This window comes from Magnetospirillum sp. UT-4 (assembly GCF_902729435.1).
Classification (GTDB): Bacteria; Pseudomonadota; Alphaproteobacteria; order Rhodospirillales; family Magnetospirillaceae; genus Magnetospirillum.
In genome coordinates this window covers 1-25452 of sequence record NZ_CACVCG010000067.1, presented here as the reverse complement: position 1 = coordinate 25452, position 25452 = coordinate 1, and the positions used below count along the sequence as shown (strand labels likewise).

The 25452-nt window shown below is 70.4% G+C and carries 30 protein-coding genes; 11 read left to right on the top strand and 19 right to left on the bottom strand.

Annotation, left to right across the window (positions count from 1 at the left end):
- Positions 1-168 precede the first annotated feature (168 nt).
- On the bottom strand, positions 169-693 hold the full coding sequence (locus tag MTBUT4_RS10950) for a PAS domain-containing protein (RefSeq protein WP_173979732.1): 525 nt from the start codon (positions 691-693) through the stop codon (positions 169-171).
- A 188-nt stretch (positions 694-881) separates the two neighbouring features.
- On the opposite strand from MTBUT4_RS10950, the gene MTBUT4_RS10945 reads away from it, so the two are divergent.
- Positions 882-1730 carry a 23S rRNA (adenine(2030)-N(6))-methyltransferase RlmJ gene (locus tag MTBUT4_RS10945; protein ID WP_173979731.1) on the top strand — a complete coding sequence of 283 codons (849 nt, stop codon included), beginning with the start codon at positions 882-884 and terminating at the stop codon, positions 1728-1730.
- Here the strand turns inward: MTBUT4_RS10945 and MTBUT4_RS10940 are convergent.
- Both MTBUT4_RS10940 and cobS read right to left on the bottom strand, forming a co-directional pair.
- Complete coding sequence (locus tag MTBUT4_RS10940) at positions 1717-2322, bottom strand: histidine phosphatase family protein (RefSeq protein ID WP_173979730.1); 606 nt, start codon at positions 2320-2322, stop codon at positions 1717-1719. The two genes, MTBUT4_RS10945 and MTBUT4_RS10940, sit on opposite strands and share 14 nt — an antisense overlap.
- Before the next feature lie 91 nt (positions 2323-2413).
- Entirely contained in the window at positions 2414-3175 is a 762-nt protein-coding gene (gene cobS, locus MTBUT4_RS10935; RefSeq protein ID WP_173979729.1) for an adenosylcobinamide-GDP ribazoletransferase, read from the bottom strand.
- 60 nt (positions 3176-3235) lie between these two features.
- On the opposite strand from cobS, the gene cobT reads away from it, so the two are divergent.
- Positions 3236-4264 (top strand): nicotinate-nucleotide--dimethylbenzimidazole phosphoribosyltransferase, encoded by a 1029-nt coding sequence (cobT, locus tag MTBUT4_RS10930; RefSeq protein WP_173979728.1) that lies wholly within the window; start codon positions 3236-3238, stop codon positions 4262-4264.
- A gap of 156 nt (positions 4265-4420) precedes the next feature.
- Here the strand turns inward: cobT and MTBUT4_RS10925 are convergent, their stop codons facing one another.
- The 5 genes from MTBUT4_RS10925 to MTBUT4_RS10905 form a co-directional block, all read right to left on the bottom strand.
- Positions 4421-4687 carry a hypothetical protein gene (locus MTBUT4_RS10925; RefSeq protein WP_173979727.1) on the bottom strand — a complete coding sequence of 89 codons (267 nt, stop codon included), beginning with the start codon at positions 4685-4687 and terminating at the stop codon, positions 4421-4423.
- 69 nt (positions 4688-4756) lie between these two features.
- Positions 4757-5068: a BrnA antitoxin family protein gene (locus MTBUT4_RS10920; protein ID WP_173979726.1), complete on the bottom strand. Its 312-nt coding sequence runs from the start codon at positions 5066-5068 to the stop codon at positions 4757-4759.
- On the bottom strand, positions 5016-5315 hold the full coding sequence (locus MTBUT4_RS10915) for a BrnT family toxin (protein WP_173979725.1): 300 nt from the start codon (positions 5313-5315) through the stop codon (positions 5016-5018). The genes MTBUT4_RS10920 and MTBUT4_RS10915 overlap by 53 nt, the downstream gene beginning before the upstream one ends.
- Positions 5316-5405: 90 nt before the next feature.
- Complete coding sequence (gene polA, locus MTBUT4_RS10910; protein WP_371737811.1) at positions 5406-8141, bottom strand: DNA polymerase I; 2736 nt, start codon at positions 8139-8141, stop codon at positions 5406-5408.
- Positions 8142-8224: 83 nt separating this feature from the next.
- Positions 8225-8434 (bottom strand): zinc-finger domain-containing protein, encoded by a 210-nt coding sequence (locus tag MTBUT4_RS10905; RefSeq protein ID WP_173979723.1) that lies wholly within the window; start codon positions 8432-8434, stop codon positions 8225-8227.
- A 52-nt stretch (positions 8435-8486) separates the two neighbouring features.
- Between MTBUT4_RS10905 and MTBUT4_RS10900 the strand changes: the two genes are divergently transcribed.
- The 5 genes from MTBUT4_RS10900 (at position 8487) to MTBUT4_RS10880 (ending at position 13521) form a co-directional block, all read left to right on the top strand.
- Positions 8487-9446 (top strand): ABC transporter ATP-binding protein, encoded by a 960-nt coding sequence (locus MTBUT4_RS10900; protein ID WP_173979722.1) that lies wholly within the window; start codon positions 8487-8489, stop codon positions 9444-9446.
- Between the two features lie 386 nt (positions 9447-9832).
- Positions 9833-10738: an alpha/beta hydrolase gene (locus MTBUT4_RS10895; RefSeq protein ID WP_254434826.1), complete on the top strand. Its 906-nt coding sequence runs from the start codon at positions 9833-9835 to the stop codon at positions 10736-10738.
- A gap of 87 nt (positions 10739-10825) precedes the next feature.
- Positions 10826-11671, top strand: a complete 846-nt coding sequence (locus tag MTBUT4_RS10890; protein WP_173979720.1) for a phosphate/phosphite/phosphonate ABC transporter substrate-binding protein — start codon at positions 10826-10828, stop codon at positions 11669-11671.
- Positions 11672-11674: 3 nt separating this feature from the next.
- Positions 11675-13072, top strand: coding sequence for an ATP-binding protein (locus MTBUT4_RS10885; protein ID WP_173979719.1), 1398 nt, complete (start codon positions 11675-11677; stop codon positions 13070-13072).
- Positions 13069-13521: a response regulator gene (locus tag MTBUT4_RS10880; RefSeq protein WP_173979718.1), complete on the top strand. Its 453-nt coding sequence runs from the start codon at positions 13069-13071 to the stop codon at positions 13519-13521. Before MTBUT4_RS10885 ends, MTBUT4_RS10880 begins: the two co-directional genes overlap by 4 nt.
- 1 nt (position 13522) lies before the next feature.
- On the opposite strand, the gene MTBUT4_RS10875 is transcribed toward MTBUT4_RS10880, so the two are convergent.
- A complete protein-coding gene (locus MTBUT4_RS10875) occupies positions 13523-14827 on the bottom strand; it encodes a DUF3422 family protein (RefSeq protein WP_173979717.1) in 1305 nt (434 codons plus the stop codon).
- Between the two features lie 103 nt (positions 14828-14930).
- Between MTBUT4_RS10875 and tldD the strand changes: the two genes are divergently transcribed.
- Positions 14931-16364: a metalloprotease TldD gene (gene tldD / locus MTBUT4_RS10870; RefSeq protein ID WP_173979716.1), complete on the top strand. Its 1434-nt coding sequence runs from the start codon at positions 14931-14933 to the stop codon at positions 16362-16364.
- A 1-nt stretch (position 16365) separates the two neighbouring features.
- On the opposite strand, the gene MTBUT4_RS10865 is transcribed toward tldD, so the two are convergent.
- From MTBUT4_RS10865 to MTBUT4_RS10845, 5 genes are all read right to left on the bottom strand, one after another.
- On the bottom strand, positions 16366-16794 hold the full coding sequence (locus MTBUT4_RS10865) for a DUF488 family protein (protein ID WP_254434825.1): 429 nt from the start codon (positions 16792-16794) through the stop codon (positions 16366-16368).
- A gap of 5 nt (positions 16795-16799) precedes the next feature.
- Complete coding sequence (locus tag MTBUT4_RS10860) at positions 16800-17414, bottom strand: DUF488 family protein (RefSeq protein ID WP_173979714.1); 615 nt, start codon at positions 17412-17414, stop codon at positions 16800-16802.
- 26 nt (positions 17415-17440) lie between these two features.
- Positions 17441-18115, bottom strand: a complete 675-nt coding sequence (locus MTBUT4_RS10855) for a hypothetical protein (protein ID WP_173979713.1) — start codon at positions 18113-18115, stop codon at positions 17441-17443.
- A 63-nt stretch (positions 18116-18178) separates the two neighbouring features.
- Complete coding sequence (locus tag MTBUT4_RS10850; protein ID WP_173979712.1) at positions 18179-18766, bottom strand: hypothetical protein; 588 nt, start codon at positions 18764-18766, stop codon at positions 18179-18181.
- Between the two features lie 56 nt (positions 18767-18822).
- On the bottom strand, positions 18823-19200 hold the full coding sequence (locus tag MTBUT4_RS10845) for an HPF/RaiA family ribosome-associated protein (protein ID WP_173979711.1): 378 nt from the start codon (positions 19198-19200) through the stop codon (positions 18823-18825).
- Between the two features lie 98 nt (positions 19201-19298).
- Here MTBUT4_RS10845 and MTBUT4_RS10840 point away from each other — a divergent pair, with 98 nt between their 5' ends.
- The gene (locus tag MTBUT4_RS10840; protein WP_173979710.1) at positions 19299-20915 is read left to right on the top strand and encodes a tetratricopeptide repeat protein; all 1617 of its coding nucleotides are present in this window, start codon (positions 19299-19301) and stop codon (positions 20913-20915) included.
- A 50-nt stretch (positions 20916-20965) separates the two neighbouring features.
- Here the strand turns inward: MTBUT4_RS10840 and MTBUT4_RS10835 are convergent, their stop codons facing one another.
- Positions 20966-22669 carry a hypothetical protein gene (locus MTBUT4_RS10835; RefSeq protein WP_173979709.1) on the bottom strand — a complete coding sequence of 568 codons (1704 nt, stop codon included), beginning with the start codon at positions 22667-22669 and terminating at the stop codon, positions 20966-20968.
- A 189-nt stretch (positions 22670-22858) separates the two neighbouring features.
- Between MTBUT4_RS10835 and MTBUT4_RS10830 the strand changes: the two genes are divergently transcribed.
- The gene (locus MTBUT4_RS10830; protein ID WP_173979708.1) at positions 22859-23173 is read left to right on the top strand and encodes a hypothetical protein; all 315 of its coding nucleotides are present in this window, start codon (positions 22859-22861) and stop codon (positions 23171-23173) included.
- Positions 23174-23199: 26 nt separating this feature from the next.
- On the opposite strand, the gene MTBUT4_RS10825 is transcribed toward MTBUT4_RS10830, so the two are convergent.
- The 4 genes from MTBUT4_RS10825 to MTBUT4_RS10810 all read right to left on the bottom strand — a co-directional run bounded on the left by MTBUT4_RS10825 (position 23200) and on the right by MTBUT4_RS10810 (position 24681).
- Complete coding sequence (locus MTBUT4_RS10825; protein WP_173979707.1) at positions 23200-23388, bottom strand: hypothetical protein; 189 nt, start codon at positions 23386-23388, stop codon at positions 23200-23202.
- Between the two features lie 53 nt (positions 23389-23441).
- Complete coding sequence (locus MTBUT4_RS10820; protein ID WP_173979706.1) at positions 23442-23642, bottom strand: SlyX family protein; 201 nt, start codon at positions 23640-23642, stop codon at positions 23442-23444.
- Positions 23639-24166: a hypothetical protein gene (locus tag MTBUT4_RS10815; RefSeq protein WP_173979705.1), complete on the bottom strand. Its 528-nt coding sequence runs from the start codon at positions 24164-24166 to the stop codon at positions 23639-23641. Before MTBUT4_RS10815 ends, MTBUT4_RS10820 begins: the two co-directional genes overlap by 4 nt.
- A gap of 80 nt (positions 24167-24246) precedes the next feature.
- Positions 24247-24681 (bottom strand): hypothetical protein, encoded by a 435-nt coding sequence (locus MTBUT4_RS10810; RefSeq protein ID WP_173979704.1) that lies wholly within the window; start codon positions 24679-24681, stop codon positions 24247-24249.
- A 200-nt stretch (positions 24682-24881) separates the two neighbouring features.
- Here MTBUT4_RS10810 and MTBUT4_RS10805 point away from each other — a divergent pair, with 200 nt between their 5' ends.
- Positions 24882-25445, top strand: a complete 564-nt coding sequence (locus MTBUT4_RS10805; RefSeq protein WP_173979703.1) for a hypothetical protein — start codon at positions 24882-24884, stop codon at positions 25443-25445.
- Positions 25446-25452: the final 7 nt, after the last annotated feature.

Genomic DNA, 25452 nt, shown 5'->3' with positions numbered 1-25452 from the left:
TGGCGCCAAATACCCTGCCTCATTCGGGCCTCACCCTGAGGAACCGCGACGCGGCGTCTCTCGGGCGAGGCCCGTCGCACGGTCTTGGCCCGCCTCGTGTTTCGAGACGGCCCCCGAGGGGGCCTCCTCAACATGAGGCTACCCGCACGAGAGAGTGAAACCGGCACGTCACAGCGTGAAGACGAATTCGTCGTAGCGCAGGCCGGCGGCGTGCAGGCGGTCGATCAGGGCCAGGAAGGCGGCCTCCATGCCGGCCTTGCGGTCGTCGGCGGCGGCCTCGATGGCGGCCAGTTCGCGGTACAGGCCCTCGGCCTTGGCCACCGCCTCGCGCGGGGGATTGCGCCGGCTGGAATGATAGCTGACGATGGACCTGGCGGCGTCGAAGGTGGGGGTGACATGGGCCAGGACCCAGTAATGGTCGCCGTTCTTGCAGCGGTTGACCACATAGGCGAAGCATTCGTCGCCGGCCTCGATGGTGTCCCACAGCAGCTTGAACACGCAGCGGGGCATGGCGGGGTGGCGGATGATGCTGTGGGGCTGGCCCAGCACCTCGCGCTCGGTGTATCCCGCCACCCGCATGAACACGTCGTTGGCGTAGGTGATGCGCCCCTTGGTGTCGGTCTTGCTGACGATGATCTCGTCGGTGCCGAAATGCCGCTCGACCCCGGTCAGATGGACGTCGTTGCGCGCCATCGAAGTCCCCATTCGCTTGGCCCGGCGCGCACCCCCATGCCACGCCGGTCCCGTTGTGTCTTGACGGAACGGAACTTAACCCATTCCTCGTTTCACGATCAAGCGGGCTCGCAATGAAACCGGAGTAACCATTCGATTTCATCTAAGAACAATTCCATGATGCGACGGGAAGAGAAAGAATAACGCACATGAACTATCGCCACGCCTATCACGCCGGCAACTTTTCGGATGTCCACAAGCATGCTGTGCTGGCACTGATACTCGCGCACCTTGTGCGCAAGCCCGCGCCGATTGCCTATTTCGACACCCATGCCGGCATTGGTGCCTACGATCTGGGCAGCATCCAGGCCGAGAAGACCGGGGAGTGGCGGGGCGGCATCGGCCGCGTGCTGGCCGCCGCCGCGCCGCCCGAGGCGCTGGCCCCGTATCTCGCGGTGGTGCGCGACCTCAATCCCGAGGGCGGCTTGCGCTTCTATCCCGGCTCGCCGGCGGTGGCGGCGGCGCTGACCCGGCCGGGCGACCGGCTGGCCCTGTGCGAGCTCCACCCCGAGGATGCCGCCGAGCTTCGCCGCGCCTTCGCCGCCGAGCGGCGGGCCGCCATCCACGCCGCGGACGGCTACGGCGCGCTGAAGGCCCTGCTGCCGCCGCCCGAGCGGCGCGGCCTGGTGCTGATCGACCCGCCCTTCGAGGTCACCGACGAGTTCGCCCGCATGCGCGAGGGCCTGCGCCAGGCGCTGAAGCGCTGGGCCACCGGGGTCTACGCCCTGTGGTACCCGATCAAGGCGCGGGCGCCGGTCGAGCGCTTCCTCGCCGACCTCGCCATGCTGGGGCTGCCCAAGACCCTGGTGGCCGAACTGATGATCCGCGGCGGCGACGACCCGGCCCGCCTCAACGGCTGCGCCATGGCGGTGGTCAACCCGCCCTTCACCCTCGAACCCGCCTTGCAAACCCTGCTGCCCTGGCTCGCCGGGGTGCTGGCTCCCGGCGAAGGAAGCGGCCGGGTGGAATGGCTGGTGGAGGAACCTACACCGCGGTGACGTTGACGCAGTCGATCCGCCAGCCTTCGGCGGTGCCCTCGATGCGGGTCAGCGACAAGGGCTGCACGGCGAAGCCCAGCGCCTGCTCGGGCGTGATGCCCAGGGCGAAGGCCAGGGCGGCACGCACGGTGCCGGCATGGACCACCGCCAGGATGTCGCGGCCCATGGCCTGCTCGCTGATCCGCCCCACCGCGCCGGCCACCCGGGCGCAGACCTGGGCGAAGCTTTCGCCGCCCGGCGGCACCGCATGGGCGGGATCGGCCCAGAAGGCGGCGAGGTCGGGGGCCTTGGCGGCTTCCAGGTCCAGCCATGAACGGCCCTGCCAGCGGCCGAAATCCTGCTCCGCCAGATCGGGCTCGATGAGCGGCGGCGGCAGCACCAGGCCGGCCGCCTCCAGCGCCCCCGAGGTCTGGCGGCAGCGCATCAGCCCGCTTTCCACCAGCGTCGCATGGGACGGGATGCGCCGGGCCAGCTGGCGGAAATCCTCCTCGTCCGAAATGTCGCAGGCGACGTCCAGGCGGCCGTGGATGCGCCCGTGCGGGCACGGAACCGGGGCATGCCGGACCAACCACCATCTGGCGCTTGAACTCATTTGTTTCCCCCTCGCCGGGCGCAAACCTCCGGTTTGCTTGGCCGCGCCCGCAATGGGCGCCAGACGCCGACCAACGCAGTGTTGGTCGGCGTCATGCCCACGCCCCCGCCACCGCCAGCAGCACGCCGATCTCGGCCGCCTGCTGCACCGCCCCCAGCACGTCGCCGGTGAAGCCGCCCAGGGCGCGGCGGGCCAGCATCACCACCCCGCCGGCCAGCACCAGTGCCGCCAGCACCGCCGCCGGCGCGGCCAGGCCCAGGCCGGCGATGGCCAGAAGAACGCCCAGCACCGCCGCCTGCGCCGCGACGCCGGCATGGGGCACGCCTGCCCCCGCCCCCAGCCCGTCGGCGCGGGCCGGCGCCATCACCTGCATGGCGGCCGGAACCATGGCGCGCGACAGCGCCGCCGCCGCCACCAGCGCCCCCAGCCCGGCCAGACCGCTAGGCGCCGCGGCCAGGGCGGCGACGCGCAGGCCCACCGAGAACAGCAGCGCCAGAACACCATACGCCCCAGTGCGCGAATCGCGCATCACCTCGAGCCGCGTGTCGCGCCCGCCCCGTGCCCCCAGCCCGTCGGCGGTGTCGGCGAGGCCGTCCTCGTGCAGGGCGCCGGTCAGCAATACCGTGGCCAGCACCGCCAGCAGCGCCGCCGGCAAGGGCGGCAGCAATGCCTCGGCGGCCAGGAACACCAGCCCGCCGCCAAGGCCGATCCCGGCCCCCACCAGCGGGAACAGGCGCATGGACGCCGCCAGCCCGCCCTCGCGCCACGCGGCCGCCGGCAGCGGCAGCCGGGTAAGGAAGCCGGCGGCCAGCAGCAGCTCGGACAACAGCGTGGGTTTGGTCGGCTCGGTCATCATCGAAGGTGACGTGATTGGTCCGATGAGTTATAGGACGGGTGAGGGTCAGAACGCAATATGTTGGGGAGAGTGACTTTGAATACCTCCATTTCTAGTGTGAGCGACATCGTCGCTCTGCTCTCCGCCCTGCCCCCCGAGGATGATGCCGCGCGGGCCGCCTGGGCGGCGCGCGAGCCCCGGCTGACCAAGCCGGCCGGCGCCCTCGGCCGGCTGGAGGAGCTGTCGGGCTGGCTCTCGGCCTGGCAGGGCCGCCATCCGCCGCGCCTGGATACCGTGCGGGTGCGGGTGTTCGCCGGCAATCACGGCATCGCCGCCCTTGGCGTCTCGGCCTTCCCGGCGGCGGTGACCGCCCAGATGGTGGCCAATTTCGAGCAGGGCGGCGCCGCCATCAACCAGCTGTGCCGCACCTTCGGCGCCGAGTTGAAGGTGACCGCCCTCGACCTCGACACCCCCACCGCCGACTTCACCCGCCAGCCGGCCATGGACGAGGCCGGCTTCGCCGCCGCCTTCGCCGCCGGCATGGATGCGGTGCCCGACGGCACCGATTTGCTGTGCGTCGGCGAGATGGGCATCGGCAACACCACGGCGGCGGCGGCGGTGGCCTGCGCCCTGTTCGGCGGCGAGGCCGGACAGTGGACCGGGCGCGGCACCGGGGTGGACGATGCCGGCCTGTCGCGCAAGGCCGAGGTGGTCGCCGCCGGCCTGGCCCTGCACGGCGGCCAGCGCCCGCTGGAGATGCTGCGCCGCCTCGGCGGGCGCGAGCTGGCGGCCATGGCCGGGGCGGTGCTGGCGGCGCGCCTGAAGCGAGTGCCGGTGCTGCTGGACGGCTATGTCTGCACCGCGGCGGCAGCGGTCCTGGAGGCGGAACGGCGCGGCGCCCTCGACCATTGCGTGGTCGCCCACGCCTCGGCCGAGCCCGGCCACCGCCGCCTGCTGGCATCCCTGTGCAAGGTTCCGCTGTTCGATTTCGGCATGCGCCTGGGCGAGGCCTCGGGCGCCGCTTTGGCCATCGGCGCGGTCCGCGCCGCCGCCGCCTGCCACACCGGCATGGCCACCTTCGGCGAGGCGGGGGTCAGCGAGGGGTAGAAGAAAAGCCCCCCTCCCCTCGATGGGGAGGGCTTCCCTTTTCTGCTCCCCTCCCCTTGATGGGGAGGGGTTGGGGGTGGGGTGAGATTCCGCGACGGCGCCGACGCGGTTCTCCACCCCCACCCAACCCTCCCCCATCAAGGGGGAGGGCTAGAGTCAGCCGGCCTTCAGCGCGTCGATGCGCAGGCGCACCAGATCGATCTGGTCGACCAGGGTGGCGATGCCCAGCAATTCCTCGACATTGGCGCGCTCGGCCATCAGGGCCGGAAGCTGATCGGGAGGAGCCACCTTCATGCGCGGGTTGAACTCTTCCTCGAAGCGGGCGAACTGCTCCAGGGCATCGTCCAGCAGCCCGTCCAGGCGCTTGCGTTCCTCGACCAGATCGGCCAGGGACATGGACAGGAGATCGCCGGCACCGGACATGCACACACCCCGCCGTGATGCTCAGAACCCCATATCTTAGGTACACCAATTCGCGGGCGGGGGAAAGGCTCAGCCGGCCTTGCGGTGAGCGTTCATATAGGCGCGCAGTACCGCGTTCATGCGCGACTGGTAGCCCGGCCCCTGCTCCTTGAACCAGTCCAGCACCTCGCGGTCGAGCCGGATGGAGATGGGCGCCTTGGGCTCGGGCAGGACCAGTTGGGCATCCGCCCACCACGTTTCGTCCAGGATCGGGGCCGCATCGGGGTCTTCGGCGACGGCCCGCTCGATGTCCTCGTCGGTCATGCGGTCAAGGCGTTCCCAATCGGTCTTACCCGGCCTCAGGGTGTCGAGGGTGCGCCGCACGATACGCTCTTCGCTCATGGTCATGTGCCTTCCGGGCTGATATCAGGCGATAGCGCCCATCCCTGGGAGTGAACACCACGGCAATCTCCCGCTCATCCAGCAGTCCGATTGCCAGGAAGCGGTCTTCGCCGTAGTCCAACCGGCGGTCGGGCTTGACCAGGACCGGACCGGCGAACATCGTCGCCGCGCTCTCAAAGCCGATCCCGTGCTTGCAAACATTGGAGACGTTCTTCGCCTCGTCCCACTCGAACTCGGGCGCGGCCATACCGGCATCCCCTTACCGAGACATTAGGCCGGCATCGTCACGCCCCGTGCCGTAATTATAATATGTATATACACCACACCGGGGCGACCGTCAATGCGCCTCGTCCCACGAGGCGCCGGTGCCGACATCGACCACCAGCGGCACCGACAACTCGGCCGCCGCCTCCATCACCCGCTTGACCACCGCCCGGGTCGCCTCGATTTCGGCCGCGGGCACCTCGAACACCAGTTCGTCGTGGACCTGCAGCAGCATGCGGGCGGTCAGGCCCTCGGCCGTCAGGGCGGCCGGCAGGCGGATCATGGCGCGCTTGATGATGTCGGCGGCGCCGCCCTGGATGGGGCCGTTGATGGCGGCCCGCTCGGCGAAGGCGCGCATGGCGCCGTTCCTGTCCTTGATGCCGGGGGTGGCGACCTTGCGGCCGAACAGGGTGGTGACGAAGCCCTGCTCGCGGGCCTCGGCCTTGGTCCGCTCCATGTAGTCGCGGATCTCCGGATAGCGGGCGAAATAGGCATCGATATAGGCCTTGGCCTCGCCGGTGCCGATGCCGAGCTGGTTGGCCAGGCCGAAGGCCGAGATGCCGTAGATGATGCCGAAATTGATGGCCTTGGCGCGCCGCCGCAGCCCCGAATCGATGCCCTCCACCGGCACGCCGAACACTTGGCTGGCGGTGATGGCGTGGATGTCGGCGCCGGAATGGAAGGCCTGGCGCAGGCCTTCGATGGCGGCGACATGGGCGACCAGGCGCAGCTCGATCTGCGAGTAGTCGGCCGACATCAGCACGTTGCCCGGCTCGGGCACGAAGGCGTGGCGGATCTTGCGGCCTTCCTCGGTGCGGATGGGGATGTTCTGCAGGTTGGGATCGGACGAGGCCAGCCGGCCGGTGGAGGTGCCGGCCAGGGAATAGCTGGTATGGACGCGGCCGGTGGACGGATTGACCTGGGCCACCAGGGCGTCGGCATAGGTGCTCTTCAGCTTGGACAATTGCCGCCAGTCGAGCAGCCGGGCGGGCAGATCGTGGCCCTGCGCCGCCAGTTCCTCGAGCGCGTCGGCGCCGGTGGCCCATTGGCCGGTCTTGGTCTTCTTGCCGCCGGGCAGGCTCATCTCCTCGAACAGCACCTTGCCCAGCTGCTGCGGCGAGCCGACGTTGAAGGGATGGCCGGCGAGGCGGTGGATCTCCTCCTCCAGCGCCGCCATGCGGATGCCGAACTCGGTCGATAGCGCCCGCAGGGTGGCGGCGTCGATCCTGATGCCGTGCCGCTCCATCTGCGCCACCACCGGCACCAGCGGGCGCTCCAGCGTCTCGTAGACCGTCACCATGCGCTCGGCCAGCAGCCGGGCCTTGAGGTGCAGGTGCAGGCGCAGGCAGTAATCGGCATCCTCGGCGGCGTAGCCCAGGGCCTTGTCCAGCGGCACCCGGTCGAAGGTGACCTGGGCCTTGCCGCTGCCGCAGACCTCGGCGTACTTCACCGTCTCGTGATCGAAATGCAGGCGGCACAGTTCGTCCAGGCCGTGGCCGTGGGCGGCGCCGTCGAGCACGTAGGACAGCAGCATGGTGTCGTCGATGGGGGCGACGGAAACGCCGGCCCGGTGCAGCACCTGCAGGTCGTACTTGATGTTGTGACCGACCTTCAGGACCGACGGGTCGGCCAGCAGCGGCCCGAGGCGGGCCAGAGTCTCGGCGCGGGGCAGGATGTCGGGCGTCTCGGGCGCCCCGGCATCGCCCAGCAGCAGCGAGCCCTGGGCCGCGGCCGGGCTGTGCATCACCGGGATGTAGCAGGCCAGACCGGGCTCCACCGCCAGCGACACGCCGACCAGATCGGCGCGCAGGGGATCGAGGGAATTGGTTTCGGTATCCACCGCGACGGTGCCCATGCGGGTGGCCAGGGCGACCCAGCGTTCCAGCGCCTCCAGGCTGGTGACCAGCTCGTAGCGCTTCTCAGCCTTGGCGTGGATGCCCGGGTCGAGCCCGGGCATGACGACCTCTTTTGCCCCGTCATGCCCGGGCTCGACCCGGACATCTCCTGCCGTGCCGGCCTGCCCCTGCGCCGCTCCCATGCGGGCCAGCAGGCTCTTGAACCCCATCCGGCGCAGGAAGGCGGCCACGGTCTCGGCATCGGGACGGCGCTTGCCGAAGCCGTCCAGGCCCTCGGGCACCGGCACGTCGCGGCGCAGGCGCACCAGCTCGCGCGACAGGCGGGCCATCTCGGCATTGCCCAGCAACGTCTCGCGCCGCTTGGGCTGCTTGATCTCGCCGGCGCGGGCCAGCAGGGTGTCGAGGTCGCCGTATTCGGCGATCAGCTGCGCCGCCGTCTTGATGCCGATGCCGGGCACGCCGGGGACGTTGTCGGTGGCGTCGCCGCACAGCGCCTGGACGTCCACCACCCGCTCGGGGCCGACGCCGAACTTCTCCATCACCTCGGCGGCGCGGATGGCGCGGTTCTTGAGGGGGTCGAGCATCTCGACGCGGTCGCCGACCAGCTGCATCAGGTCCTTGTCCGACGACACGATGGTGACGCGGGCGCCCTGCGCCACCGCCTGGGCGGCATAGGTGGCGATGAGGTCGTCGGCCTCGAATCCCTCCATCTCGACGCAGGGAACGTTGAACGCCCGCACCGCCTCGCGGATCAGCGGGAACTGGGGCACCAGATCCTCGGGTGCCGGCGGCCGGTGGGCCTTGTAGGCGGGATAGATGTCGGAGCGGAAGGTCTTTCGGGCGGCGTCGAAGATCACCGCCAGGTGGTCGGCGTCGGTCTCGCCCAGCAGCTTGGCCAGCATGGTGGTGAAGCCGTAGACGGCGTTCACCGGCGTGCCGTCCGGCCCGGTCATGGCCGGCAGGCCGTGGAAGGCGCGGAAGATGAAGCCCGAGCCGTCGACCAGATAGAGGTGGCGAAGGGGCGCGGCCAAGGCGGTCAGTGCCCGCCGACCTTGGCTCCTTCGGCCAGCACGAAGCGGCGCGAGCAATAGGGGCAGACCACGCTGCCCTCGGCGCCGACGTTCAGGTAGACGCGGGGATGGCCGAGCCCGCCATTGCCGCCGTCGCAGGCGATGACCGGCGTGTCGACCACCTGGGTTTCGGTCTGGGCGGGAGAGGCGATAGTGCTTTCGAATGCGACAGGCATGGCGGCTCATCCGTTGACCGTGGAAACCGGCGGATGATACCCATTGCCGGCCATGGTTCAAACACTCATCGACACCACCCCGCCGCTTCCCGCCAACGCCGTCCAGGCCGAGGGCCTGATCAAGGTCTACAAGGGCCGCGGCGGACCGAAGAAGGCTTTGGACGGCATCTCGCTGGCCATCCCCAGGGGCTCGTTCTTCGGCCTGCTGGGACCCAACGGCGCCGGCAAGAGCACCTTCATCAACATCCTGGCCGGGCTGGTGATGAAGACCGAAGGCCGGGTCGCCATCTGGGGCCGCGACCTCGACCGCCAGCCGCGCGCCGCCAAGGCGGCCATCGGGGTGGTGCCGCAGGAACTGAACCTGGACCCGTTCTTCACCCCGCGCGAGCTGCTCGATGTCCAGGCCGGCATGTACGGCGTGCCCCGGGCCGAGCGCCGCACCATGGAAATCCTGGAGGCGGTGGGCCTGGCCGACAAGGCCGATTCCTATGCCCGCACCCTGTCGGGCGGCATGCGCCGGCGCCTGCTGGTGGCCAAGGCGATGGTGCACACGCCGCCGGTGCTGATCCTCGACGAGCCCACCGCCGGCGTCGACATCCAGCTCAGGCAGTCGCTGTGGACCTATGTGCGCGAACTCAACCGCACCGGCACCACCATCGTGCTGACCACCCACTACCTCGAGGAAGCCGAGGAGCTGTGCGACCGCATCGCCATCATCAACCACGGCACCCTGGTCGCCTGCGACACCACCCGCGCGTTGCTGGGCCGGCTGGATTCCAAGAGCCTGATCCTCACCCTCGACGGCGACCTGACGGAAATTCCCGCCGCGCTGGAGCCGCTGGCGCCGGAGCTGCGCCCCGACCGCCAAATGGTGATCCGCTACAAGCCCTCCGCCATGCCGGTGGCGGCCATCCTGGAGGCGGTGCGCGGCGCCGGCCTCGGCATCGCCGACCTCTCCACCGAGGAGACCGACCTGGAAGACATCTTCCTGCAGCTGACGACACGGCAATGAGGTGGCGCAACGTCTCTCCCCTCCCCTTGATGGGGAGGGGTCTTCCCTTTTTTTCTCCCCTCCCCTTGATGGGGAGGGGTCGGGGGCGGGGTGAAGCCGCACACTCAAGCGCCGACGCGGTTCCCCCCCACCCCAACCCTCCCCCGCAAGGGGGGAGGGGGTTTTCGCCCCTCCCCTTGATGGGGAGGGGTCTTCCCTTTTTTTCTCCCCTCCCCTTGATGGGGAGGGGTCGGGGGCGGGGTGAAGCCGCACACTCGAACGCCGACGCGGTTCCCCCCCACCCCAACCCTCCCCCGCAAGGGGGGAGGGGGCTTATTGCCGCCCTCCTCCTTTCCCTCTTCCTCACCGCCTGTGCGGCGGCGCAGTTCCATCCGCCGGGGCCGCCTGTGGCGGCGCCCGAGATGAACGGCGACCACTGGCTGTCGCCCGACCGCGCCCGCCTGCCCTTGCGCTCGTGGCTGCCGGCGGGACGGCCCAAGGCGGTGGTGCTGGCGCTGCACGGCATGAACGACTATTCCAATTTCTTCGACGAACCGGGCAAGGCCCTGGCGGCCCGGGGCATCGCCGCCTATGCCTACGACCAGCGCGGCTTCGGCCAGGGTCCCCATCCCGGCTACTGGTCCGGCGCCGAGGCCATGGCCGCCGATCTGCGCATCGCCGCCGGGCTGGTGGCGGCGCATCATCCCGGCGTGCCGCTCTATCTTCTGGGCGAGAGCATGGGCGGGGCGGTGGCCATCCTGGCCACCGCCGGCACGCCGCCGCCCCAGGTCAGCGGCCTGATCCTGTCGGCGCCGGCGGTGTGGGGGCGGTCCTCCATGGGCCTGGTCCAGCGCGCCGCCCTGTGGCTGGCCTACCAGCTGGCGCCCGGCTGGCGGCTGACCGGCGAGGGTCTGCGCATCACGCCCTCGGACAATATCGAGATGCTGCGCAGGCTGTCGGCCGACCCGCTGGTCATCAAGGCGACCCGGGTCGATGCCGTCAAGGGCCTGGTCGACCTGATGGACGAGGCCGCAGCCGCGGCGCCGCGGCTGCGCCTTCCGACCCTGGTGCTGTACGGCGCCAAGGACGAGATCATCCCGCCCGACCCGACCTGGGCCATGGCCGGGGCGCTGCACCGCCAGGGCCGGACCCGCATCGCCTATTATCCTGGCGGCTATCACATGCTGCTGCGCGACCTGCAGGCCAAGGTGGTGCTGGACGACATCGCCGCCTGGATCGCCGACCCGGCGGCGCCGTTGCCCTCGGGCGCCGAGGCCGACGCGGAGCGGGAATTGGCGGCGCGGCGGCGGTGATCGCCCGGCGCGGACAGCCTGCACTGGACTTTCCAAGACCAAAGTATTAGAGAGGCCCGGTGGAACATCCTCCGGAGGCGAGCGACCATGGCACCCTGGATCAAGCTTGTCTTCGCCGCCCTGATCGCCCTCTCGGCCGCGCCCGGGGCCACTGCCGCCGAAAGCTATTCCTTCGGCGTGCTGTCGCAGCGCAGCGCGATCCTCACCGCCCAGTACTGGAACCCCATCCTGGACCACGTCTTCCGGCGCAGCGGCATCCGCCTCGAGCTGAAGATCGCCCGCACCGCCCCGGAATCCAACACCGCCACCGCCGCCGGCGAATACGACTTCGTCTATTCCAATACCATCTTCCAGCCCAGCATGGCGGCGCCCGGATACCAGGTCATCCTGCGCCCCAAGACAGAAGCCATCACCGGCCAGATCGTCACCCTGGAGGAGTCGCCGGTGCGCACCCTGGCCGACCTTGCCGGGCGCGAGGTCGGCTTCCCGTCGCAGGCCGCCTTCGTCGGCTACGCGGTGCCCATGGACCATCTGCTGCGCAAGGAAATCCCGGTGACCCCGGTGTTCGGCGGCAACCAGGAAGGCATCATGGGCCAGTTGAAGGCCGGCAAGGTGATCGCCGCCGGGGTGAACAACCAGGTGATGCGCGCCTTCGCCGCCCGTGAAGGGGTGAAGTACCGGGTGTTGTGGGACTCGGCGGCGTTCCACAACATTCCCATCGCCGTCCATCCGCGGGTGCCCGAGGCCGCCGCCCGCGCGGTGCGCGAGGCGGTCGCCGCCATGGAGTCCGATGCCGAGGGCGCCAAGGTGCTGGAGGCCAGCGGCGCCCTGGTCGGCCAGGCCCCGCCCTATGGCTTCCACGCCGCCACCCAGGCCGATTACGCCAGCTACGTCGAGTTCTACCGCACCACGCTGGTCAAGGACATCAAGTAGGCCGTGTCCCGAATCGCCGTCGCCCTCGACCGCCTGCCGTTCCTGGTCCGCCTGCTGGCGACGGCGACCACGGCGTTGCTGGTGGCCGGCTCGGTGATGCTGTTCGTGTCGGTGGGCGAGGCGGCGCGCAATGCCAACCACGACCTCGCCAGGGAGCTCGCCGCCGAGCTCGACACCCTGCCGGCCGCCATCGCCGAGGTGGTGGTGGTGGGCGACTTCTCGACCCTGCAGCAGACCCTGGACCGCTACGTCCAGCGGCCGCGCCTGACCCAGGCGGCGTTCCTCGACACCGGCGGTACGGTGGTGGCGAGCCAGGCCCTCGCCGATGCCGGCACCGCGCCCGGCTGGTTCCGCCGCCTGCTCGCCTTCGAGGACGCCCGCGGCAGCGCCGAAGTGACCATCGGCGGGCGCATCTACGGCACGCTGACGCTGACCCTGTCGATCCAGGACATGGTCGATCGCGCCTGGACGCAGCTGCTGCACCATTTCGCCATCCTGACCCTGGCGGTCGGCATCGACTTTCTCGGCATCTGGCTGGTGCTGCGCTCGGGCCTGGCGCCGCTGCGCCAGGTCGAGGACGGCGCCGCGGCCCTGGCGGCCGGCGCCATGGAGCGGCGCCTGAAGCCGGCCGGCAGCCCCGAGCTGCGCCGCCTGATCGCCGCCTTCAACGGCATGGCCGATTCGCTGCAGGCGGCGCAGAACCAGCTGGTGCGGCGCAATGCCGAGCTGCAGCGCTTCTCGGAGATATCGGCCCACCACCTGCAGGAGCCGACCCGGCGCCTGATCACCTTCGCCCAGCGCCTCGCCGCCCGCCTGGCCGGGCGTCTCGACGATCCCGAGGCCGAGGCGTCGCTGGGATACCTCACCGCCGAGGCGACCCGGCTGCGCAGCCTGGTGCGCGACGTCGAACTGTACCTGGCGGCGGACCAGCCGCTCGGGCGCACGGAAAGCCTGGATAGCGGCGGCGTGGTGCGCTCGGTGCTGGAGCGCCTCGACGCCACGCTGCGGGAAGCCGGCGCCGCCGTCACCGTCGGCGACCTGCCCCCGGTTCACCTGGACCGGCGGCGGATGACCGAGATGGTGTTCGTCATCATCGACAATGCCGTCCGCCACCGCGATCGTCACGAACGGTTGCAAATCAAAATAGATGGGGCCATGATAAATGGGATGGTCGTTCTGCGCTTCGCAGACAATGGCCCCGGCATCCCGGCGGAATACCGCCAACGGGTTTTCGCCGTGTTCGAGCGGCTGGACGTGCGGGCCGGGGAGACTTCGACAGGAATCGGCCTGGCCATCCTGCAGCGCATGGCGGAATCCGTGGGCGGCCGGGTGGCGCTGGAGGAAACGCAGGGAGGCGGACTGACCGTGGTGGTCAGCCTGCCGCCGGGAGAACCGCGATGAACGAGGGCTCGGCGAAAATCTGCACCGTCCTGCTGGTCGAGGACGTGCCGGCCGACGCCCATCTGACCCGGGCCGCCTTCGAGGAAGGCGATATGCGGGTCGATCTGCGCCATGCCGAGGACGGCCGCGACGGGCTGGACTACCTGCGCCGCCTCGGCCGCTGGCGGGACCGCGACTGCCCGCGCCCGCACCTGATCCTGCTCGACCTCAACATGCCGCGCATGGACGGCCGCGAATTCCTGGCCGAGATCAAGCGCGACCCGGAGCTGGCCACCATTCCGGTGGTGATGCTGACCACCTCGGACGTGCAGCGCGACGTCATGGCCTCGTACCGCAACGGCGCCGCCGGCTACGTGGTCAAGCCGGTGGAGATGACCCAGTTCATCGACGCCATCCGCAGCCTGGAGAAGTACTGGCTGAGCCTGGTGGCGCTGCCGCAGGCGGAGTGATCTACTCCCCGCCGCCATGCCCCAGCACCCGGCGCAGGCGCCGCACGCCCAGCATGACGCCGCCGACCACGATGGGGATGGCGGCCAGGGCGGCGATGTCGGGGTCGACGAGCAGCCCGGCCGCCTTGGCCCCCTTGGCGGCATAGAGCACCAGGCCCAACAGGTAATAGCTGATGGCCACCACCGACAGCCCTTCCACCGTCTCCTGCAGGCGCAGCTGCATGTGGGCGCGGCGATCCATGGATTTCAGCAGGTCGCGGTTCTTCTCTTCCAGCGCGATATCGACGCGGGTGCGCAGCAGGTCGCCCGCCCGCGCCGCCCGCCGTCCCAGCATGGCCTGGCGCTCGGCCGCCGATTCGCAGGTCTTCATGGCCGGGGTGAGGCGGCGGTCCATGAATTCCTCGATGGTCTGCACGCCGGAGATGCGGTCCTCGCGCAGCTCGGCGATGCGCTGGCCGACGATGGCGTGATAAGCCCGCGCGGCGGTCAGGCGGAAGCTGGTGTCGGCGTCCAGCCGCTCGGCCTGGGCGGCCAGCCCGGTCAGGCGGTCCAGCAGGTCGCGGTCGTTCTGCTCGACCTCGGGGTCGGCCAGTTCGGTGACGATGTCGGCCAGGGCGCGCTCGATGCGCGCCACCTCGGCATTGGCGTGGCGGGCGACGGGAAAGGCCAGCAGCGCCATCATGCGGTAGGTCTCGATCTCCAGCAGGCGCTGCAGCATCCGCCCGGTCTGGCCGCGGGTCAGCGAGCGGTCGCGCACCAGCACCCGGCCGAAGCCGTCGGCATGCAGGCGGAAATCGGTCCACGCCTCGCCCGCCCCGCCCAGCACGGTGGAGCCGACCAGCGGATTGCCGTCGAACAGCGCCGCCATGTCGTCGGAGCCGCGCACCCGCCCCTCGACCGCCAGGTGGACGGCGGTCATCAGCTGGCCCGGCAGGCGCTCGACCCAATCCACCGGCACCAGGTCCAGCGCGGTGGGGGAGAAGGGCTGGTCGAAGGCGTCGAAGCGCAGGAAGGTGTAGCTGGAGAACTCGGTGTGGCGCTCCCACCGCAGGCGCAGCGCCCCCAGCTCGCGCGAGAAATAGGTCGCCCCCTCGCCCGGCGGCTCGGCCCCGTGGCTGGCCAGCAATTCGGCCAGATGGGACCGTTCGCGGGCGGCATCGTCGCCGTCGTGCAGGACGGCGAGGTGACTGGCGCGCAGCGGGGCGCTCACCTGTTCGTAAGGACGGGCATGCACCTCGCCGGCCAGCGCGCGGCGTCCGGGATGTTCGGTCAGCGCCGGAACCCGGGCTGGCATCGTGTCGGCCATTCCCTATATTCCCCTTGAGGCAAATGTTCCGCCTTCCAATGGTGTACACTGCCCCGCCGGCCGCTGCCAATCCTCCAGCCGTTACAATCGCAAAGGACCCCCGATGCCCCACGACGCCCACGCCCACGAGCTGTTCTTCGTCCGCGCCGGCCTGGATACCGACCGGGTGCGCGCCGCCGTGGCGGACTCGCTGGCCGGCGCCGACGACGGCGAGCTGTTCCTGGAATACCGCCAGTCGGAAAGCCTGGTCCTCGACGACCGGCAGATCAAGTCGGCCAGCTTCGACACCGCGCAAGGCTGGGGCCTGCGCGCGGTGGCCGGCGAGGCGCACGGCTACGCCCACGGCTCGGAGCTGTCGGTGGACGCCATCAGGCGCGGCGGCGACACCGTGCGGGCGGTGCGCTCGGGCCATTCGGGCACCATGGCTTTGGGCCCGGCCGGCACCAACCGCACCCTTTACACCGACGTCAACCCGCTGGCGCTGCTGCCCTTCGCCGAGAAGGTGGGGCTGCTTGAGAAGATCGATGCCTATGCCCGCGGCCGCGACGGCCGGGTGCGCCAGGTCTCGGCCACCCTGGCGGGGTCGTGGCAGGCGGTCTACATCCTGCGCGCCGACGGCAGCCATGCCGCCGATATCCGGCCGCTGGTGCGCATCAACGTCTCGGTGGTGCTGGGCGACGGCGACCGCATGGAGACCGGCAGCCATGGCCTCGGCGGCCGTTTCGCCTATGACGGGGTGATCGGCGAGGCCGAATGGCGCCGCTGCGTCGATGAGGCGCTGCGCCAGGCCTCGGTCAACCTGGACTCGATCCCCGCCCCGGCCGGCGAGATGACCGTGGTGCTGGGTCCGGGCTGGCCCGGCGTCATGCTGCACGAGGCGGTCGGCCACGGCCTGGAGGGCGACTTCAACCGCAAGGGCACCAGCGCCTTCTCGGGCCGGATCGGCGAACGGGTGGCGGCCAAGGGGGTGACGGTGGTGGACGACGGCACCCTGCCCGACCGCCGCGGCTCGCTCACCATCGACGACGAGGGCACGCCCTCGGGCCGCACCACCCTGATCGAGGACGGCATCCTGGTCGGCTACCTGCAGGACCGCCTCAACGCGCGGCTGACCGGCAGCAAGGCCACCGGCAACGGACGGCGCCAGTCCTATGCCCACGCGCCGCTGCCGCGAATGACCAACACCTTCATGGTGGCCGGCGACAAGGACCCGGCCGAGATCCTGGCCTCGGTGAAGAAGGGCGTCTACGCCGTCAATTTCGGCGGCGGTCAGGTCGACATCACCTCGGGCAAGTTCGTCTTCGCCGCCACCGAGGCCTATCTGGTCGAGGACGGCCGCATCGGCCCGGCGCTGAAGGGCGCCACCCTGATCGGCAACGGCCCCGACGCCCTGACCCGGGTCACCATGATCGGCAACGATCTGCAGATCGACCCCGGCATCGGCACCTGCGGCAAGGACGGCCAGGGCGTCCCGGTCGGCGTCGGCCAACCGACGCTGCGCCTGGACGGTCTGACGGTGGGCGGCACGGCGGTGTAGATTACAGGTGCCGCACCTCCAGCGGCACCGACCACTTGCGCCCCAGGTACTCCGCCACCAGGCGGCGATGACAATGGTGAGGCTTGTCCTCGCTGCACAGCAGGCAGCCATCCTCCAGGGTCGCCGGATCGATGCGGCGCTCCACCTCCCGTGCCGCCATCAGCGCCAGGAAGCGCCGCTCATACAGCGACCAGTCGCCCTTCTCCTTCTTGTAGGCGTCCAGGATGTCCTGGGTCGGGGCCAGCAGCGGCTCATGCCGGTAGCCGATACCGCCGATGGATTCGAGGAAGTAGCGAAGGTCCGCCGCTTTGGCGAAGCCGGCCAACTGAGAGGTGTTGTTCAGCCGGACGTCGATCACTCGCTTCACCCCGGCGCGCACCAGGCGCGTGAAGAAGCCTTCCGCGCTGGTCTTGGTGAACCCGATGGTCATCAGCCTCATACCGCGGCCTTTCGGTCGGCTCCGCTCTCCTCGCCTTCCTCGGCGAAAGCGATGCGCTCGCCGCGCAGGCGATAGGCCTTGTCCAACGGGTCGTCGAACAGGTCGGCGGTGTCCTGCCCGGTCATTTTCAGCAGGCGGCCCTCCAGGTGCTCCTGGGTCTCGACCGTCCCGTCGGCCAGGATATGGCGGATGCCGGCGCCGAGCTTGGCCAGGTGGCGCGCCACCAGCACGGCGCGGTGGCAATCCAACGGCTCCTTTTCGGCGCACATCAAGGCGATCCGGTAACTCGACGCCCCTTGAAGTACGCGGTCCAGCCCGTCCCGGAAGGCGGTGGTGGCGGCGATGAGATCATAGGCGGCGACCCCGTCGCGGTAGCAGGCCCGGTCGGCCGGGCGCGCTCCCAACGATTCGCCCAGGAACGAATAGGCGATGCCTTCGGCCTTGAGCGCATCCTTGAGAGCGGGGCGATTGAACTGGGGGGTGTGGCGGGCGTAGGGGACCGAGCGCACATCGGCCACGGCGGTGATGCCCGCCCCCTTCAGCATGGCGAGGAACCGCTCCGCGGAATGGGTCGAATGCCCGATGGTGAAGATGACCGGTCCGTCGCCCATGGCGCCTCCTGCCGAGCCCTCCGATCTTAGTGGAACAGGATGCCGTTGACCATGGCGTAGCAATGATCCTCCAGGTCACCGGCCAGGCCGATCCGGACATGGGCGCGCCGGTGTCCCGCACGCAACGCCTCCAACGCCGCGAGTCCGCCGTCCTGCCAGGCCTGGCGCAGCAGGCGGCTGGAGACCGCGAAATTGTAGGACACGTTGCTCTCGTCATAGAACCAGCAGCGCAGCTTCGGACCGTCCTCGGTCTCCTTTTCTTCGAAGCTCAGCCGCTTGGCATTGGTGTCGATGGCGCCAAGCGAGCGGCACTCGGTGCCCACGGGAATGAATTTCCGGCCCTCGAGCGGGCGGCCGAAGATGTCCGCGACGCTCAATGACAGCGAGGGCGACAGCGCGGCGGAAAGCTCGCGCAAGGGGATGGAGCGCACCAGCCTCGGCGGTTCAACCAGGACGACGTCCTCGCTGGCATGGGGGAATGTCCGCACGCCGTCCCTGAATGGCCCGGGAAGCGCCACCACGTTTCCCATCTCGAACAGGTGCGGCCCGATGTCCTCCTTGCGCCAGAACTGCCCGCCGGCCCGCAGCGGACGGATCATGCGCATTTCCGCCGGACACCAGCCCGCCACGCACACCTCGCCGCGCTTCATGTGCGTGACATCCGTCACAATGATTTCAAACTGCATGCCGATAACCACCATCGGTAAGACCAGCGGCGGTTATACGTCGGACTCCCACGGAAATTCAACCGTCAGGCACGACATCTACCGGATCGGCGCCGGGAAGCTGGGCGAAGTTGGGGGTGGGGCGGCTGGCGGGGGGGCTTTTTCGGGAACCGGCATCGGGTCGGCCGGCCCCACGGGCGCAGCGGCCGGCGGGTCCGCCGCCGTCTTTTTCGGCACCCGTTTCGGCATCGCCGCCTTGCCGGGCAGGTCGCGCGGGGCGAGGTCGAGGACCAGGCGGTTGCCCTTGTTGTCGTCCGGGTCGGGCGGCAGGGTGAACTGGTGCTCGATGCGGGCCGGCGCATTGGTGTGGATCACCAGCAGCCCGCGCTTCAGCCCCCGGCGCATGAAGTCGAAGCGGGCGATGAGGCCGAACGGCTTCAGGCGGTGGCGGTTGGCCTCCCAGTCCACCGAGGGGATGCCGACCAGGATGCGGCGGCCCTCGTCGGCGACATGGGTGTAGAACTTCGACACTTCGCTGACGTCCAGCACCAGCCGGGTGAGGTCGGGATGGGTGCCCAGGCGGGTGTCGCGGGCCTCGGTGCGGCCCTTGGGCCAGTCCTGCGCCGCCGCCCCCGGCCCGGCGGCGAGCAGGACCAGCGCCAGCAGCAATCCCGACCACAGTCGCACCGGAACCCCTCCGACGGCTTATCTCCGGCGGAGTGTAGCCCGCCCCGCCGGTCCTGTCATCCGGTGCCGTCCGTGCGGTCCTCCCCATGCTGCTTGACCTCGCCGTTGAGCTGCCGCTTGTAGTCGATCAGCACCCGCTCGGCGGCATCGAAGGCGTCGCGCATGGCGGCGTAGGCGTCGGGCGAGGCATAGCGTTCGCGCGCCCGGTGGGGTTCGCGGGTGACCGCCAGGTGCCCGCCCGGCACCCACATCTCCACATGGACCTCGAACTGGTTGCCCTTGCGGTGCTGGCGGTGCGGCACCTCGACCGAGACCAGGCAGCGGGTAAGGCGTGGATAGATCCTGTCGAGCTTGGCCACCCGTTCGCGGATGGCCGCCTCCATGGGCTCCGAGGGGGCGAGGTTGTGGAAGCGGATCTCAATGGGGTCGTCCATGGGCGGCATCCTTCGTTGTCGCGACCCGGACGTGGGTCTATCGTAACAGCTATGGCGGGACGCGGCATTTGAAAGAGGCCAGGACCATCGGAGACGGTATGCGTGCAACAGCGGGACGGAGTGTCGCCGAAACATTCGCCGAGGCCATGCACGCCTTCGAGGCGGGACAGCAGGCCGAGGCGCGGCGGCTGGCGCTGCGCCTCGCCGAGGCGGCGCCGGCGTTCGGCGGCGCCCATTACCTGCTGGGGCTGATCGAACTGGAGCGCGGCCACGGCCGCAAGGCGGCCGGCCACCTGGCCCAGGCGATCAAGATCACGCCCGGGCAGGTGGCGCCGCACCTGGCCATGGGCCGCGCGCTGGAGCAGGGCGGCGACCTCGCCGAGGCCTGCCTGCATTTCCGCACCGTGCTGGACCTCGCCCCCGGCCATGCCGAGGCCCATGCCCGCCTGGGCGCCCTGCTCGCCCGGCTGGGCAAGGCGGAGGAGGCCATCGACCATTGCCGCCGGGCCGTGGCCGCCAGCCCCGACCATGCCGAGGCGTGGAACACCCTGGGCGGGCTGCTGCAGCAGAAGGGCGACAACGCCGAGGCGGTCGACTGCCTGCAACGGGCGCTGGCGCTGCGCCCCGACTGGCCGGCGGCGCTCAACAATTTCGGGCTGGCGCTGACGGCCCTGGGCTGCTTCGCCCAGGCCGCCACCATCCTGGAAGGAGCGGTGGCGCTGCGGCCCGACCATTCCGGCTCGCGCGTCAACCTGGCCGCGTCCTACCGCGCCCTGGGCCGGCTCAAGGACGCCCGCCGCCACGCCGAGAAGGCGACCCGGCTGGACGGACGCAGCGGCGCCGCCTGGACCGAGCTTGGTCTGGTGCGCCAGGCCGAGGCCCATCCTGCAGCAGCCGCCGCCGCCTTCGAGCGCGCCGTGGCGACCGCGCCGTCCGATGCCGCCGCCTGGTACTGCCTGGCCGAGGCCCGCCGCGCCGAGGGCGATGCCGCGCGGGCGGCCACGGCCTATGGACGCTGCCTCGCGCTCGACCCCGAGGATCGCCACGGCGCCGCCCTGGGCCTGGCCCTGACCGGCGCCGCCGCCACCCCGGACCGGGCGCCCGAGGCCTATGTCCGCCGGCTGTTCGACGATTACGCCACCCGCTTCGACGAGACCCTGGTGGACAGGCTGGACTATTGCGCGCCGGCGCTGCTGGCCGACGCGCTGGCCCGAATCCTGCCACGACCCACCGACCTGGAGGTGCTGGACGCCGGCTGCGGCACCGGGCTGGCGGCGCCGGTGCTGCGCCCGCTGGCCCGCCGCCTGGACGGCATCGACCTGTCGCCGGCCATGGTCGCCAAGGCGGCCGAGCGCCGGCTTTACGACCACCTGGCCGAGGGCGATCTGGTCGCCGTCCTGTCCGAGCGGCCCGCCCGCTACGACCTGATGGTCGCCGCCGACGTGCTGGTCTATCTGGGCGACCTCGACCCGGTCTTCCGCGCCGCCCGCCACGCCCTGCGGCCGGGCGGCCACCTCGCCTTCACCGTCGAGAAGGCCGACGACACCAACAGCTACCGCCTCGGCCCCAAGCACCGCTACGGCCACGCCGCCGAGTATCTGCGCCGGCTGGCGGAACAGAACGGCTTCACGGTGGTTGTGCTGGAAGATGCCGTCACCCGCCGCGACGGCGGCGCCGACGTGCCCGGCCTGCTGGCGGTGCTGCGGGCGGTGTAGGCCGGGCATGACGGGGCGGCAGAGATACAGAATGACCGGTGGCGGCGGAGCTACCCCCCGAACCCCGCCCGGACCAGCAGCTGGTGGAAGTCGCGCAGGGTTTTCTGGGCCTTGACCGGGTCGTCGATGCCGTCGACGAAGTGGGCGTCGAAGTTGGCCTGGCGCAGAAGTTTCAGGATGCGCTGGCGGGCGCGGGTCATGGCGCGGCCTTCGGGCAGCACGCCGGCGGCGCAGAACTGGACCAGGCGGACGGCGCGGTCGCGCAGGGGGCTGTCCTGGTGGTCCAGCTTCTCGACGATCTGCTCGTCGATCAGGTAGCGCTCCAGCACGCCGTCGATGTGGTCGGCCAGCTTGATCTTGATCTCGTCGGGGAAGACCGAGGCCATGGCCACCTTGTGGGCGTTGGTGGCGCGCATCATGCGCTCCTTCGGCGGCAGCGAGCGCACGCACAGCTGCGACAGGCCGCGGGCGTCGTAGACCCGATCGAGGGCGGCGACGATGTCGTCCAGGTGCTCGGCGGCGAAGTCGGTGGCGGCCAGCTCGCACAGGTACATCAGGCCATAGGCGCGGTCGGGCAGGGCGTTGAAGACGCCGATGATGGCGGCGCGCCGCCCGGCGGCGCCGCCTTCCACCACCATGCGGGTGTAGCGGGTGGTCAGCGCCTCGGCGGTCTCGGGGCCGAACAGCAGGCCGGCCGGGGTCAGCACCCGCAGCACCACCTGGCCGAAGGCCTCCAGTTCCTTGGAGGCGTCGCTGCGGTACAGGGGATTGGCCGAGCGCAGCTGCCGGTGGGCGCGGTCGATCATGCACAGGCGGCTGGCCGGCAGCTTGTGCTCCTTGAACAGGCGGTTCAGCATGTCGACCGATTCGGCGGCCTCGCTGCCGTCGGTGGGCATGTTGCCCTCGGCCAGGTCGAACATGCGGCCGATGGCGGCGGCCAGGCTGGGCTGCCAGCCCAGGATCTCCTGCACGATGTTGGCGCCCAGCACATCGGCGATGACGCCGTCGAGCAGCTGCAGCGAGTGGGGATCGCCCTCCTCGACCGCCAGCCGGCACAGGCGGTCCAGCTTGCCCACCCAGTTGCGCACGTTCACCAGATCGCGCGACAGCACCACCATGGCCAGGTAGTCGGCGTCGACATCGGCCTCGGCCAGGCCGGCGACCTTGTCGTACATCTCGCGGAAGCAGCCGTTCAGCTTGGGCAGGGTCATGCCGTCGGCGCGCCGGGCGCGGGCCGAGATGTGGTCGACTTCCTTGAAGATCTCGTCGCGGCGGCTGCGGGAATCCTGCTCGCCCTCCTTGGTCTGCAGGAAGGCGACCCGGTCCACCGCCGACGGCAGCAGGGTGTCCTTGTCCTGCAGCCGCTTGAGTTCCTTGTAATTGTGGATCAGCTCGGTGGGGGTGACGAAGACCTTTTCCATGTAGTTGCGGAACAGGCGGTTCATCATCACGCGGCTTTGCAGCCCGACGTAATCGTCCGGCGCCTCGCATTTGGCGGGGGCGGCATCGACCTGGGCGATGCGGATTTCGCCGTCCTCGCGCACGCTCTGCTGCTGGGCGAACACCTCGGTCTCGGTGATCTTGCCGTCGGCGCGGGTCCAGTTGCGGACCACCTTGGCGCCTTCGCACTTCTTGTCGGTGAGGAAGCGCCGGGCCAGAAGGACGGCGTCCTTTTCCTCGTCGCGAACGGATTCGGTGCTCCACCGTCCGTCCTTCATCACCTGGATCTCGTAAGAGGCGCGCCCTGCCGCCATCGCCTGCTCCCGCGAATCCGCCGGTCCCCGCAGCGAGGGGGGCCGTGCGTATCCAAGAAATACAATCCCGGACAAGGAATTGTCACGGCTTTCTTCCCGCGCCTGGGTGCGGCGGGGCGGATATGATGACGGTTGCGGCCCGGGCCGGGAATGCCGACAATGGCCGCAAGGCACCAGAGGGGGACAGGAATGTCGACGATCCGCTTCACATGGCTGCGGCCCGGGGGATGGACCCGCATGGGAATGGTGGGGGCCGTCGCGGTCATGTTCGCCACGCCGATGCTGTGGTCGCTGGGCGTTTTCGCCCCCGAGGAGGAAGAGCTGCGCCGGGCGCTGATCTTCCTGGCCTCGGGCATGTGGCTGTTCGTGGCGCTGGGCTACGGCGCCGGCTGGGTGCTGCGCGGCTTCGTGGTGCGCTCGAAGGAGGGCGAGGACGGCGACGACGGCCACCACCACGCGCCGTCACCGCCGCCGGCCGCGCACAAGCCGCCGGCACATCACTGACGGCCCATCCCTGATCGTGAACGGGCTCAGACGCTGATGTCGAGCAACTGCCCGGCGGTTCCGGCGGATTTGGCGTTCTGGGTGGCGGCAGTGGCGAGCTGAAGCACCGCGGCGTCCTGCTGGGCCGCCTGCTTCGTCATCTGCAGGCTCAGCTGCTGGGCCGCTTCTGCCCGCTGCATCGCCATTGCCATTGCCGCGATATTGGCAATGTCCATGGAGGTCTCCTTTCTTCGACCGGCGACCAGCCTACCACGCCGGTGCCGGCGAGTCACGGGACGAAGGCACCCTCGCCGTCCTCGTCGCGGTCCCGCAGGGCGATCAGGGCGGCGCGCAGGCGGGTCACCTCGCCCCTCAGCGCGTCGATCTCGCGTCCCTGGCTGCGGACCATGTCGGACAGGTCGTGGATGGCGGCCTCGGCATGGGCCAGGGCGGTCTCGACGGCGGTCAGGCGGTCGGAATCAGCGTTCATGGTGCTGAGCCGAACAGCTCGCGCACCATCTGCCCAAGCAACTGGCGGAAGCGCTTGTCGGCCACCCCCTCGACCCGCGCCACCCAGCCGGTCACCGAGGCCAGGCGCTGGCCGCGGTCGCAGAAGACGGCCAGCACGGTGATCTTCTCGCCCGATTCGCGGGCGGTGGCGACGCTGCCGTCGCACAGCTGGTCGGGCGAAGCGTCGGGGGCCGGGCCGAAGGCCAGCACCACCCGGTATTGCGGCTTGGGCGCCGCGTCGCGATCGGCGGTGAAGGCCAGGGCGCGGCCGATGATCTGGTTGGTCATGGCCTGGGCGGCGGCGGCGGCCAGGTCCTCGCGCCCCAGGCCGAAGGGGTCGCCCCGCACCTCCACCAGCATGGGACCCGAGGCGCTGGCATGGACCATGGTGCTCCAGGTCGCCGGGCTGCGCCAGCCGCCGGCCACCGAGGCCGGACCCTCCTCGCAGGCCGAGGCCACCGCGGCAATGGCGGCGGCTCCCAGCGACAGCAGGCGCTTCAGCATCGCATCCTCCCTTCCCCGGCGTCGCGCCTACTCAACCACGAAGCGGCGGCGGGAGAAAGGGGGGATCAGGCGTCGGGGCTTCAGGCGTCGGGGGGCCGGCGGGCGGCGGCCGCCACCTTGGCCAGGCACGCCTCGCGCCCGTCGCCCGAGGCGGTGTAGTCGAGGGCGTGGAAGCCGCCGGCATCCATGTCGGGGAACAGGTGCACCGACAGCCGACAGCCTCCGGCGGCATAGACCCACACCTTGCCGGGGGCATGCTCGGCCTCCTCCTGCGGCTGCCCCAGCAGATCCAGCGTCTCGGCATCGGACAGCCCGACCAGCTGCGGCGGCGCCTCGGCGGCGGGGCGCGGCGGCGGGCGCAGGGCCGACAGCCCGGCCGCCGGAGCGGCCTGGGCGGCGGGGCGGGGGGTCGGCCCGGGGCCGGGGGCGCCGACGGGCGGCGATTGCGGACCCGGATGGGTGCAGCCGCCCAATGTCAACGCCAAGGACAGGCAGAAAAAGGCTCTTACGTTCATGGCTTCTAATCCTGAAGGAGAAAAACAATCAACTTGTCCATACCGGAATGCCTCGCCACCCCCTTCGTGTCATATTCCGGACAATCGGCGGCAACGTCATGTCCAGGTGCGGAAAATATCGGACTAATACATGCCAAGTGTTGCCTTACGGCGCTGCGGGGATTTCAATATCCGGACAATTTCTTGCACCGGGTGCCGCCATGGTCCGTCTCGCCGCCGCCCTCGTCCTCGTCCTTGCCGCCCTACCCACCGCCCCCTCGGCCCGGGCCGACATTCCGGCCTGGGCGTGGGCCTGGGCCTGGCCGCTGCAGACGGGCCTCGGTCCGGCCCGCCATGTTGGCGGCAACGACGATTACCGCGTGGTTTACGCCGCCCCTTCCGGCTCCGACGCGCGTCCGGTCTACCTCCAATCCGCATCGGCCGCCCGGGTCCCGGTGGCGCGCGGCCTGCCCTTCGGCTTCAACCGGGGCACCTGCGACCGCGACCAGATCGGCGCCGATGCCGCCGACGACCTGCTCGGCGCCGCCCCCGCCGACGCGGTCGACCGCGGCTGCGTGGCCGAGGCGCTCAGCCATCTGCCGGACGGCCGGCCGATCGCCTGGGACGGCGCCGACGGCAGCGGTTGGCGCATGATGCCGCTGCGCAGCTTTTCCGCCGCCGGGCGCCATTGCCGCGCGTTCCACATCGCCGGCGAGGGGCGGCGCGAGGGACTCACCGGCACCGCCTGCCTGCTGCCCGAAGGGCGCTGGGAGATCCTGGACTAGGGTCCGT